This window comes from Leifsonia sp. TF02-11, assembly GCF_017565305.1.
Lineage (GTDB): Bacteria > Actinomycetota > Actinomycetes > Actinomycetales > Microbacteriaceae > Leifsonia.
The window spans coordinates 1-19,048 of record NZ_JAGEKP010000001.1 but is presented as its reverse complement, the minus strand read 5'-3'; the positions used below and the strand labels follow the sequence as shown (position 1 = coordinate 19,048).

14 protein-coding genes are annotated in these 19,048 nt (G+C 70.7%); 6 read left to right on the top strand and 8 right to left on the bottom strand.

Translation table 11 applies throughout. The features are described 5' to 3' along the window. Positions 1-116: 116 nt before the first annotated feature. Together JNB50_RS00075 and JNB50_RS00070 are read right to left on the bottom strand one after the other, a co-directional pair. Positions 117-1,610, bottom strand: coding sequence for a sensor histidine kinase (locus JNB50_RS00075; protein WP_208038083.1), 1,494 nt, complete (start codon positions 1,608-1,610; stop codon positions 117-119). Positions 1,611-1,633: 23 nt separating this feature from the next. Next, entirely contained in the window at positions 1,634-2,065 is a 432-nt protein-coding gene (locus tag JNB50_RS00070; protein ID WP_208038082.1) for a DUF2871 domain-containing protein, read from the bottom strand. Between the two features lie 206 nt (positions 2,066-2,271). Here JNB50_RS00070 and JNB50_RS00065 point away from each other — a divergent pair, with 206 nt between their 5' ends. Then, positions 2,272-2,808 (top strand): Rv3235 family protein, encoded by a 537-nt coding sequence (locus JNB50_RS00065; RefSeq protein WP_208038081.1) that lies wholly within the window; start codon positions 2,272-2,274, stop codon positions 2,806-2,808. 757 nt (positions 2,809-3,565) lie between these two features. Here JNB50_RS00065 and secA read toward each other — a convergent pair. From secA to mtrA, 6 genes are all read right to left on the bottom strand, one after another. Continuing rightward, positions 3,566-6,376 (bottom strand): preprotein translocase subunit SecA, encoded by a 2,811-nt coding sequence (gene secA / locus JNB50_RS00060; RefSeq protein ID WP_208038080.1) that lies wholly within the window; start codon positions 6,374-6,376, stop codon positions 3,566-3,568. A gap of 231 nt (positions 6,377-6,607) precedes the next feature. Continuing rightward, positions 6,608-7,306, bottom strand: coding sequence for a ribosome hibernation-promoting factor, HPF/YfiA family (gene hpf, locus JNB50_RS00055; RefSeq protein ID WP_208038079.1), 699 nt, complete (start codon positions 7,304-7,306; stop codon positions 6,608-6,610). 137 nt (positions 7,307-7,443) lie between these two features. Further along, positions 7,444-8,169 (bottom strand): ComF family protein, encoded by a 726-nt coding sequence (locus tag JNB50_RS00050; RefSeq protein WP_208038078.1) that lies wholly within the window; start codon positions 8,167-8,169, stop codon positions 7,444-7,446. A gap of 109 nt (positions 8,170-8,278) precedes the next feature. Continuing rightward, positions 8,279-9,973, bottom strand: coding sequence for an LpqB family beta-propeller domain-containing protein (locus JNB50_RS00045; RefSeq protein ID WP_243767842.1), 1,695 nt, complete (start codon positions 9,971-9,973; stop codon positions 8,279-8,281). Beyond that, positions 9,970-11,670: an MtrAB system histidine kinase MtrB gene (gene mtrB / locus JNB50_RS00040; RefSeq protein WP_208038077.1), complete on the bottom strand. Its 1,701-nt coding sequence runs from the start codon at positions 11,668-11,670 to the stop codon at positions 9,970-9,972. The genes JNB50_RS00045 and mtrB overlap by 4 nt, the downstream gene beginning before the upstream one ends. Before the next feature lie 13 nt (positions 11,671-11,683). After that, positions 11,684-12,367 carry an MtrAB system response regulator MtrA gene (mtrA, locus tag JNB50_RS00035; protein WP_208038076.1) on the bottom strand — a complete coding sequence of 228 codons (684 nt, stop codon included), beginning with the start codon at positions 12,365-12,367 and terminating at the stop codon, positions 11,684-11,686. A 284-nt stretch (positions 12,368-12,651) separates the two neighbouring features. On the opposite strand from mtrA, the gene JNB50_RS00025 reads away from it, so the two are divergent. The 5 genes from JNB50_RS00025 to JNB50_RS00005 are packed head-to-tail and all read left to right on the top strand — an operon-like array spanning position 12,652 to position 18,396. Continuing rightward, the gene (locus JNB50_RS00025) at positions 12,652-14,085 is read left to right on the top strand and encodes a proline-rich domain-containing protein (RefSeq protein WP_243767902.1); all 1,434 of its coding nucleotides are present in this window, start codon (positions 12,652-12,654) and stop codon (positions 14,083-14,085) included. A gap of 2 nt (positions 14,086-14,087) precedes the next feature. Next, positions 14,088-14,744 carry a DUF4129 domain-containing protein gene (locus JNB50_RS00020; RefSeq protein WP_307794537.1) on the top strand — a complete coding sequence of 219 codons (657 nt, stop codon included), beginning with the start codon at positions 14,088-14,090 and terminating at the stop codon, positions 14,742-14,744. Beyond that, positions 14,741-16,042 (top strand): DUF4350 domain-containing protein, encoded by a 1,302-nt coding sequence (locus JNB50_RS00015; protein WP_307794536.1) that lies wholly within the window; start codon positions 14,741-14,743, stop codon positions 16,040-16,042. The genes JNB50_RS00020 and JNB50_RS00015 overlap by 4 nt, the downstream gene beginning before the upstream one ends. Further along, positions 16,039-17,055 carry a MoxR family ATPase gene (locus JNB50_RS00010; RefSeq protein WP_208038074.1) on the top strand — a complete coding sequence of 339 codons (1,017 nt, stop codon included), beginning with the start codon at positions 16,039-16,041 and terminating at the stop codon, positions 17,053-17,055. The genes JNB50_RS00015 and JNB50_RS00010 overlap by 4 nt, the downstream gene beginning before the upstream one ends. Before the next feature lie 9 nt (positions 17,056-17,064). Then, a complete protein-coding gene (locus JNB50_RS00005; RefSeq protein ID WP_208038073.1) occupies positions 17,065-18,396 on the top strand; it encodes a DUF58 domain-containing protein in 1,332 nt (443 codons plus the stop codon). Positions 18,397-19,048 lie beyond the last annotated feature (652 nt).

Here is a 19,048-nt window from a genome sequence, read left to right as displayed (position 1 = left end):
GACGTGACCAGCGTCCGGGAGCGCCCCTCGGCGTTTTCCGTTGGCGCACCCCCGAGGGGCACGTTGTCGTCCCCTTCGGCGTTCGAAGGGGACGACAACGTGCCTCTCGGTGCGGCTCAGACGGTCGTGAGGTAGCGGAGCGGCACCTCGATGGTGACCTCTGTCCCCTGGCCCATCATCGTGTGCCAGTCGATCGCCCCACCGAGTTCGCCCTGGATCAGGGTGCGCACGATCTGTGTGCCGAGCCCGGAGCCGACCTTGCCCTCCGGCAGGCCCGATCCGTTGTCGACGACCTTCACTGTCAGCGAGTCGTCCGTCCGGTTCGCCACGATCTCCACCTGACCCTCGCGCCCGGCCAGCCCGTGCTCCACCGCGTTCGTCACCAGCTCCGTGAGCGCGAGCGCGAGCGGGGTCGCGTACTCGCTGGGCAGCGAACCGAACGTGCCCGACTTCTTCGGGTGCACCGTCGTCGTGTGGCTGGCCGCCACCTCCGCGACCAGGAGCAGCACCCGGTCGAAGACGTCGTCGAAATCCACGATCTGCGCGAGGCCCGTCGAGAGCGTGTCGTGCACGACCGCGATCGCCGCCACCCGCCGCATGGCCTGGCTCAGCGCCTCCCTCGCCTCCTCCGAGTGCGTGCGGCGCGCCTGGATGCGCAGCAACGACGCGACGGTCTGGAGGTTGTTCTTGACGCGGTGGTGGATCTCACGGATCGTGGCGTCCTTGGTGATGAGCTCGCGCTCCTGGTGCCGCTGTTCCGACACGTCGCGGCACAGGACGATCGCGCCGACACGCTGGCCGCGGTTGCGGATCGGGATGGCGCGGAGGGACACGGTTACGCCGCGTGCCTCGATGTCGGTGCGCCACGGGGCACGACCGGTGACGACCAGCGGAAGCGACTCGTCCACCGTGATCGTGCCGGCCAGGAGGCCGGTCGTGACCGTGGCCAGGGACTCGCCCTCGAGCTCACCCGTGAAGCCCATCCGGTTGAACGCGCTCAGGGCGTTGGGGCTGGCGAACGTGGTGATGCCGTCGACGTCGAGGCGGATGAGGCCGTCCGCCGCGCGCGGCGCCCCTCTGCGCGGTGCGGCGGGCGCTCCGAGGTCGGGGAAGTCGCCCGTGGCGATCATGTTGAACAGGTCGTTCGCGCAGTCGTTGAATGTGAGCTCCTGGCGGCTCGGCGTGCGCGCTTCGCTGAGATTGGTGTGCCGCGTGATGACGGCTACCGGTTCGGGAGCGGTCTCCGGCGAGTGGACGGTGAGGCGCCGGATCACCGGGACGGCGCGGACGCGCGTCGGCGTCTCCTCATACCAGTCCGGGGCGGACGTGTCGATGATCTCCTTGGTGCGGTAGGCGTCGGTGACCTGCTGGCGCCACTCCGGCTTGATCCGCTGACCGACGAAGTCACGATAGAAGAGCGTTGCCGCACTCGACGGCCGGGCGTGCGCGACGGCGACGAAGTCGTCGTCGGTCGTCGGTACCCAGAGAACGATGTCGGCGAAGGCCAGATCGGCCAGGAGCTGCCAGTCGCCGACGAGCGAGTGGAGCCACTCCACGTCCGCCTCGGAGGAACGACCCTGGGCATGGACGAGATCACTGAGCGTCGACACTCCCCCACTATAGACAGACGCGGTCACCCCTCGGTGACGGCGGCCTGCCTCCCGAAGATCCGGCGACCGAGCGCCGTCATGAACAGGATGAGCCCGACCGTCAACAGGATGTGCCCCAGCCCGGCGATGCCGGCGATCGCGGCGGTGCTCTGCTCGCCGAGGACCGTCAGGCTGCCGTGGACGGCCAGCATGGCCGCGGTCAGCACGAGGCCGGCGTTGTAGGTCCAGAAGAACCACTGGAACAGCGGCCCGCGGGCGATCCCGAACAGCCGGTCGAGGATGAGCACGAGCAGGAAGACGACGAAGCCGAGCACGAGCAGGTGGGTGTGGACCAATCCGAGCTGGGTGTTCGCCCCGTCGGCGAAATCATGCGCCTTGGTGAACTCGCGGTAGAACAGGCCGGACCCGACACCGAGAACGAGGTAGACGACGGATGCGATGAACGAAGACTTCATGCTTCCACTCTCCCGTGCGCGACGAACGGCCGCATCGTCCGAAAGTTCGAGCTGTCCTTCGTCGCCGGCCGGCCGCGTGGGCCGACGAGGTGGAACGAGTTGTCCACACCCGCGTTGATGCCCTGGACCCCCGCGGACCGCGCTGCTTGAGTGTGAGACAGATATATCGACGACCGCGTCGACCAGAAGAATCGAGCCACCATCAGATGAACGCACTCCTTGCTCCCGTCCTCGACCGCGCCGCCGGCGGCGTCGCCGCCTTCGACGACACGGACACGCTCCGGCCGCCCGCGACGCGGCCGCCGGTCGCCGATGCGCGTCCGGAGGCGTCGGCGCTGGGCCGGCCGCCGCTCAGCGTCGTGCAGCAAGACCCCGACCCCGACCTCCGGCTCGTCACCGGACTCGACGACGATCCGAGCCTGCTGAGCGCGAAGCTGGCCCTCTGCGTCATCGAGATCCTCGCGGGCGCGCGAGCCCTGGACCAACTCGGCAGGTGGGTCAGTGATTCGGTGTATGTTCAATTGCTCCGCCGCACGGTGATCGCCTCGCGCTCGCGCGAGGCTCTGGGCGACGACGCCCGCCGCCCGCGCGTCCGCGTCGGCGAGCCGATGATCACCCGCCTGGGCGACTCCATCGTCGACGCCGTCGTCATGATCCACCAGCCGACCCGCTCCCGAGCCGTCGCCCTCCGACTGGAGCGCCACAGGAAACGCTGGCGCGCGACCGCGATCAGCGTGCTGTAGCGGCCGGCCGGTCGGCCGGGTCACGCGGGCGTGGTCTCTGTGACGCGGGGCCGATGTGCGATGTGCGGTGTGCATGTGCGGCTAGCGGGGTTGCCGCGGCGCGGGGTGCACGCGGCCTCCGTCAGGTGGCCATGTCGACGGCGGGCTGCCGGACGCTGTAGCCGCGGGCGCGAGGCGCGAGGCGGTCGACCGCGATTGGCGGCTATTTCCGCCGGCCGGTGACGGTGCAGGGCGCGCAGCCCCGTGACGCGGGCAGCTTACCGGCGTGCGGCCAGCACTGGGTCTCGCGGCGCGAGTCGCGCGACCGCAGGCGGGGCCCGCGACCGCGATTAGTGGACTAAATCCGCCGGCCCGGTCACGGTACGGGGCACATAGCCCCGTGACACGGGCCGGTGGCCGGTACGCGGCCTGCACGAGGTGTCGCGGTGCGGGCCGCGCGCGAGGCCCGCGACCGCGATTGGTGGCACTAACTCAGCCACCCCGGTCACGTCACAGGGCGCGTGGCCCCGTGACGCGAGCCGCTCGCCGGCGTGCGCCGGCTGGCGCGGGGTGTCGCGGCGCGAGTCGCTCGAACGCGCGCGACGCCCGCGACCGCGATTAGTGCGCTGAATCGCGGCAGCGTTGCCGCGACCGCGATTGGCGGCTAAATCCGCCCGGCTGCGCGTGGCTGCGGCGCAGCGGCCACCGAGAGCCACCCGCAAACCACGGACGGCGGTGCGACCACGTGGCCGCCCCGCCGTCCGGCGGTGCACTGAGGTCAGCGCTTCTTGGCTTGCGCCCGGCGCTCCGCACGGTTGGTGGGTGCGTCGTCGGATTCCTCCACACGCTGGCCGAACGCGCCGCGCTGGTTGGACGCCTGAGCGGGAGGGGCCGCGGGGGCCGGGGCCGCCTGGCGCTGGGCGCGCTGCGCGCGGTCGGTTGCGGCCTTCTCGATCTGGCCGCGCTGGTTGCGGACCTCGACCTCACCCTGCTCGCCGGGAGCCGAGTAGCTGAGCCGGCCTTCGGACGAGTCGCCGCGGGCGAGGCCCTTGGCTGCGACGGCCGGGGCCGCCACCTCGTCTGGCGCCTGGTTGACCTCGACCTCCAGGTTGAACAGGAAGCCGACCGTCTCCTCGCGGATCGCACCCATCATCTGCTGGAACATCGCGTAGCCCTCGCGCTGGTACTCGACCAGCGGGTCGCGCTGGGCCATTGCGCGCAGACCGATGCCGTCCTTCAGGTAGTCCATCTCGTAGAGGTGGTCGCGCCAGCGGCGGTCGATCACCGACAGCACCACGCGGCGCTCCAGCTCGCGCATCGCGGGCGATCCGAGAGACTCCTCGCGCTTCTGGTAGGCGATCTTGGCGTCCGACATGATCTCGCGGCGCATGAAGTCGCGGTTGATGCGGCCCTTGTTGCCGGCCTCGGAGATGACCTCGTCGATGGAGACGCCGACCGGGTAGAGCGTCTTGAGCTCGGCCCAGAGCGCGTCGAAGTCCCAGTCGTCGCCACTGCCCTCGCCGGTGTGCTGGTCGAGGATGTCGTCGATGACGTCGGTGAGGAACTTCTGCACGCGCTCGTGGAGGTCGTCGCCCTCCAGGATGTGGCGACGGTCGCCGTAGATGGCCTCGCGCTGGCGGTTGAGCACATCGTCGTACTTGAGGACGTTCTTGCGGATCTCGGCGTTGCGCGCCTCCACCTGCGACTGCGCGCTGCGGATGGCGCGGCTGACGACCTTGGACTCGATCGCCATGTCGTCGGGGACGCTGGTGCGGCCCATCAGACTCTCGGCCGCGCCCGCGTTGAACAGACGCATGAGGTCGTCGGTCAGCGACAGGTAGAAACGGCTCTCGCCCGGGTCGCCCTGGCGGCCGGACCGACCGCGCAGCTGGTTGTCGATGCGGCGCGACTCGTGGCGCTCGGTGCCGAGCACGTACAGGCCGCCGGCGGCGATGACCTTTTCGGCCTCCTCCGCCACCTTCGCCTTGACGTCCTCGAAGACGCCGTCCCAGGCCTCCTCGTACTCGTCGGGGGTCTCGACCGGGGACAGCCCACGGGCGTTCATCTCGGCGACCGCGATGAACTCCGCGTTGCCGCCGAGCATGATGTCGGTTCCACGGCCGGCCATGTTGGTGGCGACGGTCACGGACCCGAGCCGCCCGGCCTGGGCGACGATCGCGGCCTCGCGCGCGTGGTTCTTCGCGTTCAGGACCTCGTGGCGCACGCCCTTCTTGGCGAGCAGGCGCGACAGGTACTCGCTCTTCTCGACGCTGGTCGTGCCGACGAGCACCGGCTGACCCTTCTCGTAGCGCGCGGCGATGTCTTCGACGACCTGGTCGAACTTGGCCTTCTCGTTCTTGTAGACGAGGTCGGGCTGGTCCTTGCGCTGCATCGGCTTGTTCGTCGGGATGGGGACGACGCCGAGCTTGTAGGTGCTCATGAACTCGGCCGCCTCGGTCTCGGCGGTACCGGTCATGCCCGACAGCTTCTTGTACAGCCGGAAGTAGTTCTGCAGCGTGACCGTGGCGAGCGTCTGGTTCTCGGCCTTGACCTCCACGCCCTCCTTGGCCTCGATGGCCTGGTGGATGCCCTCGTTGTAGCGACGGCCGACCAGGATGCGGCCGGTGTGCTCGTCGACGATGAGCACCTCGCCGTTCATGACGACGTAGTCCTTGTCGCGCTTGAAGAGGGCGTTCGCCTTGATCGCGTTGTTGAGGAACGAGATGAGCGGCGTGTTCGCCGATTCGTAGAGGTTGTCGATGCCGAGGTAGTCCTCGACCTTCTCGATGCCGGGCTCGAGAACGCCGACGGTGCGCTTCTTCTCGTCGACCTCGTAGTCGACCTCGGGCGTGAGGCGCGTGGCCAGGCTCGCGAACTCGTTGAACCAGCGGTTCGCCTCGCCGGACGACGGACCGGAGATGATCAGCGGCGTGCGCGCCTCGTCGATGAGGATCGAGTCGACCTCGTCGACGATCGCGAAGTAGTGACCGCGCTGCACCATGTCGCTCGCCTGCCACGCCATGTTGTCGCGGAGGTAGTCGAAGCCGAACTCGTTGTTCGTGCCGTAGGTGATGTCCGCGGCGTACTGCTCGCGGCGCTCCTCGGGGGTCTGACCGGCGAGGATCACCCCGGTGCTCATCCCGAGCGCGCGGAACACGCGGCCCATGAGCTCCGACTGGTAGCTCGCGAGGTAGTCGTTGACGGTGATGACGTGCACGCCGCGGCTGGCGATCGCGTTGAGGTAGGCGGCCGTTGTCGCGACCAGGGTCTTGCCCTCACCCGTCTTCATCTCGGCGATGTTGCCGAGGTGGAGGGCGGCGCCGCCCATGATCTGCACGTCGAAGTGCCGCATGCCGAGCGTCCGCTTGGATGCCTCGCGCACGGCGGCGAACGCCTCCGGCAGCAGGTCGTCGAGCGACTCGCCGTTGCTGTAGCGCTCGCGCAGCTCGACGGTCTCGTGCATGAGTTCGTCGTCGGTCAGCTCGCTGAAGTCGTCCTCGAGGGCGTTGACCGCCTTCGCGTACGCCTCCAGGCGCCGGAGGGTGCGTCCCTCGCCGACGCGGAGAACCTTTTCAAGAACTGAGGCCACTGATGCACTCCATTTTGCTCGGTCGGGCCGATGATGCCCGCGCCCCGGCGGGCGCACGCCGCACGGCACACTCCGCCGACGATAGAGAACATCGTACTTGGTCAGCCCCGGGAGACGTCCCGTGGGCGCTGGGAGGGGGCTGAAAGGTGCGTGAACGGGCGGCGACGGGCCGACGCGGACCGAAGACGCCGATGGCGTGCGCCGCCCAGGCGCACGCCATCGGCGCGTGCGTCAGCCGAGCTTGCGGCTGGCCGTCGCGACCTCCTGCAGCTCCTCGGCGTCGTCGTCGAGGGCGATCACGCCGTAGTCCCAGCCTTTGCGGCGGTAGACGACGCTCGGTCGCTTGGTCTCCTGGTCCACGAACAGGTAGAAGTCGTGGCCGACCAGCTCCATGTAGTACAGCGCGTCGTCGACGGTCATCGGGATGCTCGCAAAGACCTTCTGGCGGATGACGACAGGACTGTACTCCTCCTCGACCTCGCTCGACTCCGTCTCGTCGGTGACGGCGGGAACGCTCCCTGTGCGCACCTGGTCGAGCACCGACACAGGCGCCGCGGCGAGTCCGACGGCACTGAACCCGTCGGTGCTGGCCTCGCGGAGCGACGTCGGCCTGTGCTGCCCGCGATGAACCTTGCGCCTGTCCTTGGCCCTTCTGACGCGTTCGAGGAGCTTGCCGAGCGCGATGTCGAACGCCGCGTACTTGTCGGTGCCGGTCGCCTCCGACCGGACCACCGCCCTCGGTCCGACCAGCGTCAGCTCGACGCGATCGTCGCCGTTCTGGGATCCTGCCTTCTCGTTGTGTCTGCTGACCTTGATCTCGAACGAGATGGCCCGCTCGGCGAGATGCGCGACCTTGTCGGCCTTCTCTGTCGCGTATTCGCGGAACCGATCAGTGATTCCCAGGTTGCGTCCGACGATGTTGATGTCCATGGAGACCTCCCTGATCCGGCGTGACGTCCGCCCGGATCACGAAGGGCGGAATCGCTCGCGCCTTTTCGACTACCGTAGTGCCCCACCGTGCGTTAAGGAACCGTAATCAGGGGGTGAATTCTGAGGCACGGCGGAGCTCATCGATGCCGCGGCGTCTGCGCGATCGTGGCAGCTCCGGCCACCACGCCGCCGGCCGCAGCGATCGCCCTGGCGGCCTCCACGAGAGTGGCGCCCGTCGTCACGATGTCGTCGACGATCAGACAGCGTCTCCCCGCCAACCGGTCGGAGGCGACGATGCTGCCCTCGCGATTGCGCTCGCGGTCGCTCGACGAGAGCCCGGCCTGGTCGGCGGTCTGTCGCGTCAGCCGCAACGCGCGCCACAGCGGCGGATCGAGGATGCGCGAACGTGAGAGGACCATCCCCGTGGGGTGATAGCCCCTGCGCCTCCAGGCCGCGCGCGTCGAGGGGATGAGCACGGGCACGACCCGATCGCCCCTGCCGGCACGCGCACCCACCTCGGCGCCCTCGCCGACACCCACGCCGACGCCCGCACCGGCACCCGCGATCGCGGCCCGCAGCGCGCCGGCCAGGGCGGAAGCGGCATCCACCCTCCCGGCGTCCTTATAGGCCAGGAGCACCGCGCGGGGCACGCCGTCGTACTCGAGGGCCGAGCTGACCGAGATCCCCGCGACCGTGCGCGTACGCAGGTGCGGCGCGAGCGAGCGCTCGCACGCAGTGCACACCGACCGGTCGGGTACGGAGCAGCCGGCGCAGCGGACCGGTAGCAGCACGGCGGCGGCGTCGAGGAGCGCATCCCGGACTGGTCGGCGTGCGGGCGAGGGAGCGGCAGGTGTCGAGGTCATGCCTCCAGCCTCGTCGGTGGTCTCCCTCCGCATCCGCCGGCGCCCGAGATCAGTGGATAACCCGCGGTCGGCACGGGCTGTGGAGGACGTCAACCAGGGCTGACGCCGGTCAGGGCTGGCCGAGCTGGACGGCGAGAGCGCCGACCTTGTCGGTCTGCGTCTGCCAGCCGCTGCCCGTCGGAGCCTGGAGCGTGCCGTCTGCGGCGAGCACGAGGTAGCGAGAGAGGCCTCCAGCGCCGGCGATCGTACGCCCGGCGGTCGGACCTGCGGTCGTCGTCGACGTGCCGCCGATGGTCTGCTCCGTGATGACCGTGGCATCCCCGTTCGTCGTCGAAAGGACGGCGACGGTGAGCTCCCCCGTCCACGCGATCGACATCGGCGTTCCGTCGCCGACCGCCAGTTCGATCGGTTGCGTGATGGCGGTCGGCAGCCCGTCCGTGTCCCGGACGACCCCCGCCGCGACCACCGCGTAGCCTGTCGCGGTGCTCAGCACCGCGACGACGCGCGTGCCGTCGCGAGAGACGGCGAGCGCGACGATCCCGACCGCTCCGGGCCAGGCCACCTTCACCGCGTGCGGCTGCCCGTTCGAGCCCGCGACCTGGAGAGCGTCGGGTGCAGTGGCGGGCACGCTCCACAGCCAGCCGTTGTTGTCGAGGGCCGGCGCGATCAGTCCCGGTCTCGTGTCGACGCGGACCGGGTCGCCCGACTTGCGCACGAGCACGGCGGCTCCGTGCGACAGCACCGCGACCTGGTCGCGGTTGGCGTCCACGGTCGCCGCGCTGGGCTGCAGCGCCACCACCTTGTCGCTCACGCCGCTCAGATCGGTGATCGTCGACCCGTTGAGGAGCCCGAAGCTGTCGCCCCGGTAGACGATCGCGTGCGAGTCGACCGACGGGTCCTGGAGCGGGGATGACGAGTCGGAGAGCGACGAGATCTGCTGCACGTTGCCTTCGATCGAGAGCTGGACGGACGAGGCAAGCGCGCCGAGGCTCTGCTGGAGCTGGAGCTGCATGCGCTGCAGCTGCACCTGGTCCGCCTGCCCGGCCTCCGAGCTGAGGTCGACGCGCGCGACACCCCCGGCCGTCGTGACCGAGGGGACCGCGAGCTGCGTGCCCTGCGGGAAGGCGGTCGTCACGGCGCCGTTCAGCCATTTGGCCGGCCCGGCGAGCACGGCGCCGGCGACACGGGTCGCCGCCGACGCGACCCGCGCCGGGAACCAGCGCGCATCCGGCACCAGGTAGGTGTAGCCGGCACTGTAGAAGTACAGCGTCTGCTGGCTGTACACGGCGCGGAAGGTCGGGTCGTCGATGACGACGCCATCGGGCGCCACCGCGATCCTCCACTGCCCGTTCTCACGCGCGAGCTCGTAGGAAAGGCCGATCGGCGCCTTGCTCGCCAGCGGCCGGTACGACCCGACGCTGTCGACGTTGGCGACCGGGATCACATCGACCGACCACTGGTTGCCCTCGTGGTCGAACGTGCGGTTGCGGCCGTCGTCGATGGTGACCGACTCGTCGGGGTTCCACGAGGCCGCCATCGACTTCGTCAGGTACTTGCGGGCGATCTGGAAGTTGTTCTTCGGGCTGGACGCGGCGTCGATGAAGCCCTGGACGATCCGCTGCGGCGATGCGCCGTTCTCGGGAGGCGACGGGTTGAAGTCGAGGTCGAGCTGGTCGTTGACCTGGGCGACGGGGCCGCCCCGGCGCACGGGTCCGGAATCGGGGATGCTCGCGCACCCCGCGAGCACCAGGGCGAGCGTGATCGCCACCGCCGCACCCAGTCCCCGTGCCGTCCGCCGGATCATGCCCGTGCCTCGCTTCCCGGACGCACGATGCCGTCGTCGATGTTGTCCGAGCCCGCGCTCGCGATGGCCGCCGAATCGATCGTGGTCGCGTCCGCACGGCGGCCCGGTTTGGCGCCCGCGTCGACGGGAGGCAGCGGCAGGGGCGACGAGATGATGCCCTTGCCGGTGACGCGCGGCAGGGTGAGCCGGAAGCAGGCGCCCTCGCCCGGCATCGACCACACCTGCAGCCAGCCGGAATGCAGTGTGACGTCCTCGAGGGAGATGGCCAGGCCGAGACCCGTGCCGCCGAGGGTGCGCTTGCGCGACGGATCGGCCCGCCAGAACCGGTCGAAGACGTGGTTGACGTCGTTCTGGCTCATCCCGATCCCGTAGTCGCGGACGGCGAGCGCGACGGCCGTCTCGTTACTGTCGACGGTCACCACCACCGGTGCCCCTTCGCCGTGCTCGATCGCGTTGCCGAGGAGGTTGCGGACCACCCGGCGGATGCGCCGCGGGTCCATTTCGACATCGAAGTAGCCGCCCGGCGCCTCCAGCCGCAGTTCCGATCCATTCTGCTCGGCGACCGACCTGAGCTCGTCGACGACCTCTTCGGCGAGACGCACGAGGTTCGTGGGTTCCGGTTCGAGTGCCACGGAGCCCGCATCGTATCGGCTGATCTCCAGCAGGTCGGAGAGCAGCCGGTCGAACCGCTCGATCTGGGTGTGCAGGAGCTCGGCGGTCCGTGTGGTCGCCGGCGGGAACGAGCCGCGCTGGTCGTAGATGACGTCGCCGGCGAGCCGGATCGTGGTCAGCGGCGTCCTCAGCTCGTGCGACACGTCGGAGACGAAACGCTGCTGCAGCTGCGACAGCGTCGCCAGCTGGTTGATCTGGCTCTGGAGGCTGTCCGCCATCCCGTTGAACGAGCGCGCCAACGACGCGAAGACATCCTCGCCCTTCTCGGGGATGCGCACCGCGAGGTCGCCGGCGGCCAGCCGTTCGCTCGTGCTGGCCGCCACCCGGATGGGCTCGACGACGAAGCGCACGATGAGCCAGGTGATGGCGCCGATCAGCACGATCAGCGCGAGGCCGGCCAGCAGGAGCGTGTTCTGGACGAACAGGAGCGTGTTCTCCGAGTCGCGCAGGTTGTAGCCGATGTAGAGCTCGTAACGGCCGTACGACGGCAGCGTCAGCTGGGTCCCGACGACGATCCCCGGGTCGGTCGAGTCCGTGCCCGAGGGCAGGGCCACCGACTGGTAGAACTGCTTCGTCCCGCCGTTCTTCACGGCGGTCCGGAGCTCCGGAGAGATGACCGGGTTGAGCGCCGGACTGCCGCGGTCGGGCGGTGCGAGAACGCTCGTGTCCTGTCCCGGCACGCGGTATGCGGCGATCAGGCGGCTGGAGGTCGACGCCTGGACCGCCTGGAGGGTGGAGTTGAGCAGGTTCTTCCCGCTGTCCGACGACCCGATGTCCGAGGCGTTCAACGTCGTCTGGGCGGCGGTCGTCGCCCGGCTGGAGTCGCGCAGCGCCTGGTCGAGGCGTGACTGGTAGAGGTCGTTGCTGATGCTGAGCGCCATGTAGACGCCGGTGACGAGGATCGCGACACCGGTCAGGAGGAGCGTGATCGCGACCGTCCGCAGCTGCAGGGAGCGGCGCCAGAGCCGCGCGAGCTCGGACGGTACCTGCCGCCACCACTCCCTGTCGGGCCAACGGAAGCGCATCGCGGCCTCCCGGTCAGGTCGCCGCGCCGGCGCGGTAACCGACACCGCGCACGGTCATCACGATCTTCGGGTTGTCCGGGTCCTGCTCCACCTTGGCGCGCAGGCGCTGCACGTGCACGTTCACCAGCCGGGTGTCTGCCTTGTAGTGGTATCCCCAGACCTGCTCGAGGAGCATCTCGCGCGTGAACACCTGCTGCGGCTTGGAGGCCAGCGCGAGCAGGAGGTCGAACTCGAGCGGAGTGAGGGCGATGCGGGCGTCGCCGCGGCGCACCTCGTGGCCGGCGACGTCGACGAGCAGGTCGCCGACGCGCAGCTGCTCGGCGGGCGGTGCCGTCGGGGCGGGACGCAGGCGCGTGCGGATTCGGGCGACGAGCTCCTTGGGGTTGAACGGCTTGACCATGTAGTCGTCGGCGCCGGACTCGAGGCCCTTGACGACGTCGGCCGTGTCGGACTTGGCCGTGAGCATGATGACGGGCGTGCCGGACTCGGCGCGGATGCGGCTGCACACCTCGATGCCGTCGAGGCCGGGGAGCATGAGATCGAGGAGGACGAGGTCGGGCTTGGAAGCACGGAAGATGTCGATCGCCTGGGCTCCGTCTTCGCAGAACACGGGGTCGAATCCCTCGGTGCGGAGCACGATGCCGATCATCTCGGCGAGCGCGGTGTCGTCATCGACCACCAGGATGCGACTAGTCATGTCCGAAGATTCCCCTGAACCCCTCTCGGGCGGCGCGCGCCGCGGATGTAACGGGTCCAGCGTAGTCGAGGAGGCTGCACGAGCCTTGTATGCCGGCCCGATGCCGGCTGTGCGCCGTTTGCCGGCTGTGCGCCGTTTGCCGGCTGTGCGCCGTTTGCCGGCTGTGCGCCGTTTGCGCCGGTTGCCTGGCATGCGCAGCGACGTGCCCCGTGGACGGGGCATCGCGGGAAAGGAGGATGTGCCAGCATGGGAGCACGCATCAGGCGGGGGATGAGAGGCACGGCGTGAGCGACGACCAGACCTGGCGGGCACCTGGCTCGACCGACGACGCGACAGCGGGCGGCGGGACGGGACCCGAAGGCGCGACGCCGCCGCCTGCTCCTCCCACACCTCCGGCGCCGCCGACCGCTCCCCCGCCGACCGCGCAGGCTCCGCAATACGGCGAGTACGCGCCGGGGTATCCGCAGCCGGGGTACCCACAGCAGGGATACCCACAGCAGGGATACCCACAGCAGGGATACCCACAGCAGGGCTACCCCCAGCAGGGCTACCCCCAGCAGCCCGGCTGGCAGCAGCAGCCCGGCTGGCAACAGCAGCCAGGATGGCAACAGCGGCCAGGATGGCAACAGCAGTATGGTGCTCCAGGCGCTCAGCCCGGGTGGGCTCCGCCGCCCAAGCCCGGACTCGTGCCGTTGCGCCCCCTGGCGTTCGGCACGCTCATCGGAGCCCCGTTCCAGGCTCTGCGGCGCAACCCCAAGATCACGGTCGGCGCCGCGCTGGTGCTGCAGGGCATCCCGACCATCGTCGTCTCGCTGCTCATCTTCGGCGGCGGCTACCTGCTGTTCTCGCGGATCGACAATGCGGACGCCGCCGACCGCGGCGCGATCACCGCGGGCGCCGTGGGCGGCAGCATCGTGCTCGGCGTGCTGGCGGTCGTCATCTCGGGGATCTTCGGCGCACTCCTGCAGGGCATCGTCGTCAGCGAGGTGTCGCGCGAGACCCTCGGCGAGAAGCTGACCTTCCGGGCTCTCTGGGCGAGGCTCCGCAGCCGTTTCGGAGCCTTGGTCGGCTGGACGTTCCTGTGGTCGCTGGGCTGGCTGCTGGCGTTCGCCCTCGTGATCGCCGTCATCGTGGCGCTGGCGATGCTCGGCGGCACGGCGGGCGTGATCGGCGCCGTCCTCGCCGGGCTCGGCGGCGGCTTCGGGCTGCTGGCCCTCTTCGTCTGGCTCTACACCAAGCTGTCCATCGTGCCGAGTGCGCTCGTGATCGAACGGCTGCCGCTGCGGTCGGCGATCGCCCGCTCGTGGCGGCTCACCACCGGGTACTTCTGGCGCACCTTCGGCGTGCTCATCCTGCTGTACCTCATCATCTACGCCGTCACGCAGGTGATCTCGATCCCGTTCGCCTTCATCGGTTTGATGGCCGGGGGCGTGTTCGCCCCGACCTCGCTCAGCTCGCCCGACTCGACCAGCTTCAGCGCGGTGCTAGCCAGCCAGCTCGGCGCGAATGTTCTCACGTCCGTCGTCGGCGCGATCGTCGGAGCGATCGGCAGCGTCGTGCAGTCGGCCGCGCTCGGCCTCATCTACATCGACCTCCGGATGCGCAAAGAAGGGCTCGACCTGGAGCTCGTGCGCTTCGTGGAGGCTCGCCAGACCGGCCACGACCTGCCCGACCCGTACACGCAGCCCGCGCCGAGCGCGACCTGGCCGGGCGCCTGAGCGTGCTCCCGCTCTCGGCGCTCCGGCTCGACGTGCCGGTGGATCCCAGTTCGCCACAAGCTCAAGACTGGCTGCGCAACGAGCTCGCCAAGCCGGAGTACCAGGCCGCCAAGCCCACCTGGTTCGACCTCGCGTCCAAGGCCGTCCAGGACTGGCTGGGATCGCTGTTCAGCGGGCCGACGGGCGATGCCGGACCGGTGCTGCTGGTGGTGGTCGTGCTGATCGTCGCCGCGCTGATCGTCGCCGCGTTCCTGATCTTCGGCCGGCCGCGCGTCAACCGCAGGGCCGCCTCGGACCGACGCGCGCTGTTCGGCGCCGACGACGCGCGTTCGGCGGACGAGCTGCGCCGCTCGGCGGCGGAGGCCGCCAGGGCGGCGGACTGGCCGCTGGCGATCGAAGAGCAGTTCCGGGCGATCGCCGCAGCGCTCGACGAGCGCACCCTCGTGGACGTGCGCCCGGGGACGACCGCCACCGAGTTCGCCGCCCAGGCCGCGCGCTCCGCTCCCGACCAGGGCGCAGAACTCCGCCAGGCCGCGAAGACCTTCGACGAGGTGCGCTACCTCGACCGGCCGGGCTCCGAGGCCGGATACCAGCAGCTCGTCGCCCTCGACGCACAGCTGCAGCGCATCCGTCCTGCTCAGGAGGCGGTGGTCGTGTGACGGGCATCCTGCCACCGGGCACGACCCAGCAGCGCGAGCCCGCGTCCGTGCCCGCATCAGTCCCGACCGGGGAGGACGCGGTCGCCGCCGCGGTCTCCCCCACCGTCCGACGAACCGCCCGCCGTGCCGTGCCGTGGATCGTCCTCGGCGTCATCGCCCTGCTCGTCGCCCTCTCCAGCCTGGCGCTGGGGGCGGGGCGCAGCATCGGCGGCGACCCACTGAGCACCACGAACCCGGGACCGGTGGGCAGCAAGGCGCTCGCCCAGGTGCTCGGCCAGCAGGGCGTGACCGTGAAGACGGCCGCCTCCCTTGCCCAGGTGCGCGACGCCGCAGGCGACGACACGACCGTGCTCGTCTACGACCCCGAGGGCAACCTCGACCACGAAGGCTACGACCAGCTGACCTCGGTGGCGAGCACCATCGTCGTCGTCGAGCCGCACTTCGCGGCGCTGCAGGCCCTCGCTCCGACGGTCCACGCGGCGGGCGAACCGGGAGGTGTGGCCTCCGCCGGATGCGACCTCCCCGCCGCCCAGCGCGCCGCGCGCATCGACCCGCGCGCCACCACGAACACCGACGGCACCTCTGCGCCCGGCACTTTCCGGGCGAGCGGCGACGCCACGGCCTGCTTCGAGGGCTCTGGGGGGCGCGCGTCGCTGGTCGAGACCTCCTACCAGGGCCGCACGGTCTACCTGCTCGGCTCGGCGGCCGTGCTGATGAACGACGGGATCGACCGTCTCGGCAACGCCGCTCTCGGCCTCAACCTCCTCGGCGAGCACCGCACGCTGGTCTGGTATCTGCCGGGTCTGATCGACCGCTCGGTCAGCGGTCCGGCCGACCTCGCCTCCCTCACACCCGGCTGGGTGACCCCCGTCGTGATCCTGCTCACGCTGGTGTTCGTGGCGGCGGCCGTGTGGCGCGGCCGCCGGTTCGGGCCGCTGGTGGTGGAGCACCTCCCCGTCGTCGTCCGCGCCGGCGAGACGCGCGAGGGCCGCGCCCGCCTGTACCAACGATCGTCGGCCCGGCTCCGCGCCGCCGACGCGCTGCGCATCGGCACGATCGGCCGGCTGAGCACGATCGTGGGACTGCCCCGCGCCGCAACGACCGACGAGGTCGCCGAAGCCGTCGCGGCGCTCACCGGCCGAGACCACGCCGCTCTCCTCCTGTTGCTGGTCGATGAGCACCCGCGCTCGGATCGCGAGCTCATCGACCTCTCCGACCGGCTGGCGGAACTCGAACGCGCCACCGCAGCCGCCGCCTCCCCCGACCATCCGCGATCGACCGGAAGAATGGAACCATGACCGACCTCACGACCGGATCCCACCGAGCCGACGCGAACCCGGCCGGCGCTCCCGCCGCCGGCTCCGCCGACCTGCGCCACGCCCTCGCCCGGGTGCGCGCAGAGGTCGGCAAGGCCGTCGTCGGACAGGACGGGGCCGTGACCGGCCTCATGATCGCGCTGCTCGCACGCGGGCACGTGCTGCTGGAAGGCGTCCCCGGCGTCGCCAAGACGCTGCTGGTGCGCTCGCTCAGTGAGGCGCTGAGCCTCTCGACCACGCGCATCCAGTTCACTCCCGACCTGATGCCGGGCGACGTCACGGGATCGCTGGTCTACGACGCGCAGACCGGCGGGTTCGTGTTCCGCGAAGGGCCGGTGTTCACGAACATCCTGCTCGCCGACGAGATCAACCGCACGCCTCCCAAGACGCAGTCGGCTCTGCTGGAGGCGATGGAGGAGCGCCAGGTCAGCGTCGACGGCGTCAGCCGCCGCCTTCCCGACCCGTTCATCGTCGCGGCCACGCAGAACCCGATCGAGTACGAGGGGACGTACACGCTCCCGGAGGCGCAGCTCGACCGCTTCCTGCTCAAGCTCACGCTCGACGTGCCGGAGCGCGAGGCCGAGGTGGAGGTGCTGCGCAGGCACGCCGCCGGGTTCAACCCGCGCGATCTGGCCGGCGCGGGCGTCACGCCGGTGCTCGACGCGCGACAGCTGAACGACGCCCGCGCGGCGGCGGCGGCCGTCGGCGCCAACCCGGACGTGCTGGCGTACATCGTCGACCTCGCGAGGGCGACGCGCCGCAGCCCGTCGGTGCGGCTCGGCGTGAGCCCGCGCGGCACGACCGCGCTGCTCGCCGCGGCCAAAGCGTGGGCGTGGCTGTCCGGCTACGACTCGATCACGCCGGACCATGTGCAGGCCATGCTCGTCCCGGTCTGGCGGCACCGCATCCAGCTGCGTCCGGAGGCCGAGCTCGAGGGTGTCGGCGCCGACGCGATCCTGCGCTCCATCGTGCAGCAGGTCCAGGTCCCGATCTAAGGCGAGCCGATGACCGTGTCCGGACGTTTCGTCGCCCTGCTGGCGCTGGGCGTCGTCCCCGTCGTGCTCCTCGGCGGGGAGCAGGCGCTCGCGTACGCCGCGCTGGGCGGCTGGGTGCTGCTGTGCGTCGTGCTCGGGGCGATCGACCTGGCGCTGGCCGCCTCGCCGCGGCGCGTGCGGGTGGCCCGTGAGCTTCCTGCGCGCGTACGGCTGGGCGCCGACGCGACCGCCGAGCTGTTCGTCACCAACGTCGGGACCCGCACCCTGCGCGGCGTGCTGCGCGACGCGTGGGAGCCGTCGGCCGGGGCCGAGCCCTCCCGCATCGCCATCAGCATCCCGCCGGGCGAGCGCCGGCGCGTCACGGTCGGGCTGCGGCCCTGGCGCAGAGGCGAGCGCCGCGTCGAGCAGCTCACGGTGCGGGCGGTCGGCCCGCTCGGACTGTGGTCGCGGCAGGCGACGTTGGCGGCGCCCGGCCGGATCCGCGTGCTGCCGCCGTTCACGTCCCGCAAGCACCTGCCGTCGCGACTGACGCGGCTGCGCGAACTCGACGGCACCACGAGCGTGATGTTGCGCGGCCAGGGCACCGAGTTCGACTCGCTCCGCGAGTACGTCCGCGGCGACGACGTGCGCTCCATCGACTGGCGGGCGACGGCACGACGGCACGACCCGACGGGAGGCCGCGGTGCCCGTGTCATGGTCCGCACCTGGCGCCCGGAGCGCGACCGTCGCGTGGTGGTCGTGATCGACACCGCGCGCACCTCCGCCGCGCGCATCGCCGACGAGCCGCGCATCGACACCGCGTTCGAGGCCTCCCTGCTGCTGGCTGCTCTCGCGACACGTGCAGGCGACCGCATCGACCTGCTCGCCTACGACCGGGTCGTGCGCGGCCGCGTGCAGGGGGCGACGGGCGCGGAGCTGCTGTCGCGGATGGTGGACACGATGGCGGGCATCGAGCCCGCGCTCATCGAGATGGACTGGTCGGCCGTGCCCGCCCAGGTGGGGGCGATGACGAGCCAGCGCTCCCTGGTGGTGCTGCTGACCTCCATCGACGCGCCGGGCGGTTCGCGCGGCCTGCTGTCGGTGCTCCCCCAGCTGACGAAGAAGCACATCGTGGTGGTCGCGAGCGTGACCGACCCCGAGGCCGAGGCCGCCGCGCTGCAACGCGGGCGCAGGGAGGACGTGTACCGCGCCGCCTCCGCCGAGCGCGCGCTGCTCGACGTCGCGCGCGTTTCGGCCGCGGTGCGCCGCCTCGGCGGGGAGGTCGTGACGGGCTCCCCCTCGGACCTGCCGCCCGCCCTCGCCGACCGCTACCTCGCGCTGAAGGCCGCCGGACGCCTTTGACGGCGCGGCGGCGCGCCGCGCCGTGCCCCACCGCGCCACGCGCATCTGCGGCAAATGCGGCGTAACCCGGCGCGAATCACCACATTCGGCGCAAATCTCCCGCCACCCGATCACGAAAGATTTGTGCCAAATGTGGCGTTAGGCGCGTCGAATCACACATTTGCGGCAAATGCGGGCGCCGTAGCGCAGCGGCACGGGGGGCGCGCAGAGCAGCGGCCCGCGGCGTCAGGGGTCGACTACGCGCCCTTCGCCCGGCCTCGGCCGCCGTCAGCGTCGAGATTCGTCACGAATGTCGACATTCGTGCCACGAATCGCCACATTCGTCACGAATGTCGCGGCAGAGAGGCGACAGCGCGCGAGGCGACGCGAAGCGCGACGGCGCCGCAGCGCCGACGCCGCGCATCGCCACGTCGGGATTCGTCACGAATGTCGACATTCGTGCCACGAATCGCCACATTCGTCACGAATGTCGCGGCAGAGAGGCGACAGCGCGCGGAAGAGCGCCGCGGTGTGGCGCCGGCGGTGCGCCGGCTACATTCGTCGCCAATATACTTCCCGAGCCCGACGACGGCTCGTGACGAGCGAGCGGTTCCTCGGCGATGATTCGTGACGAATCTCGAGATTCGTGGCACGAATGTCGAGATTCGTCACG

What these genes read in the sequence shown, in the direction of transcription:
- JNB50_RS00070 (WP_208038082.1), bottom strand. Translation starts at nt 2,065, where the DNA reads ATGAAGTCTTCGTTCATCGCATCCGTCGTCTACCTCGTTCTCGGTGTC.
- JNB50_RS00065 (WP_208038081.1), top strand. Translation starts at nt 2,272, where the DNA reads ATGAACGCACTCCTTGCTCCCGTCCTCGACCGCGCCGCCGGCGGCGTC.
- hpf (WP_208038079.1), bottom strand. Translation starts at nt 7,306, where the DNA reads ATGGACATCAACATCGTCGGACGCAACCTGGGAATCACTGATCGGTTC.
- JNB50_RS00050 (WP_208038078.1), bottom strand. Translation starts at nt 8,169, where the DNA reads ATGACCTCGACACCTGCCGCTCCCTCGCCCGCACGCCGACCAGTCCGG.
- JNB50_RS00045 (WP_243767842.1), bottom strand. Translation starts at nt 9,973, where the DNA reads ATGATCCGGCGGACGGCACGGGGACTGGGTGCGGCGGTGGCGATCACG.
- mtrB (WP_208038077.1), bottom strand. Translation starts at nt 11,670, where the DNA reads ATGCGCTTCCGTTGGCCCGACAGGGAGTGGTGGCGGCAGGTACCGTCC.
- mtrA (WP_208038076.1), bottom strand. Translation starts at nt 12,367, where the DNA reads ATGACTAGTCGCATCCTGGTGGTCGATGACGACACCGCGCTCGCCGAG.
- JNB50_RS00010 (WP_208038074.1), top strand. Translation starts at nt 16,039, where the DNA reads ATGACCGACCTCACGACCGGATCCCACCGAGCCGACGCGAACCCGGCC.
- JNB50_RS00005 (WP_208038073.1), top strand. Translation starts at nt 17,065, where the DNA reads ATGACCGTGTCCGGACGTTTCGTCGCCCTGCTGGCGCTGGGCGTCGTC.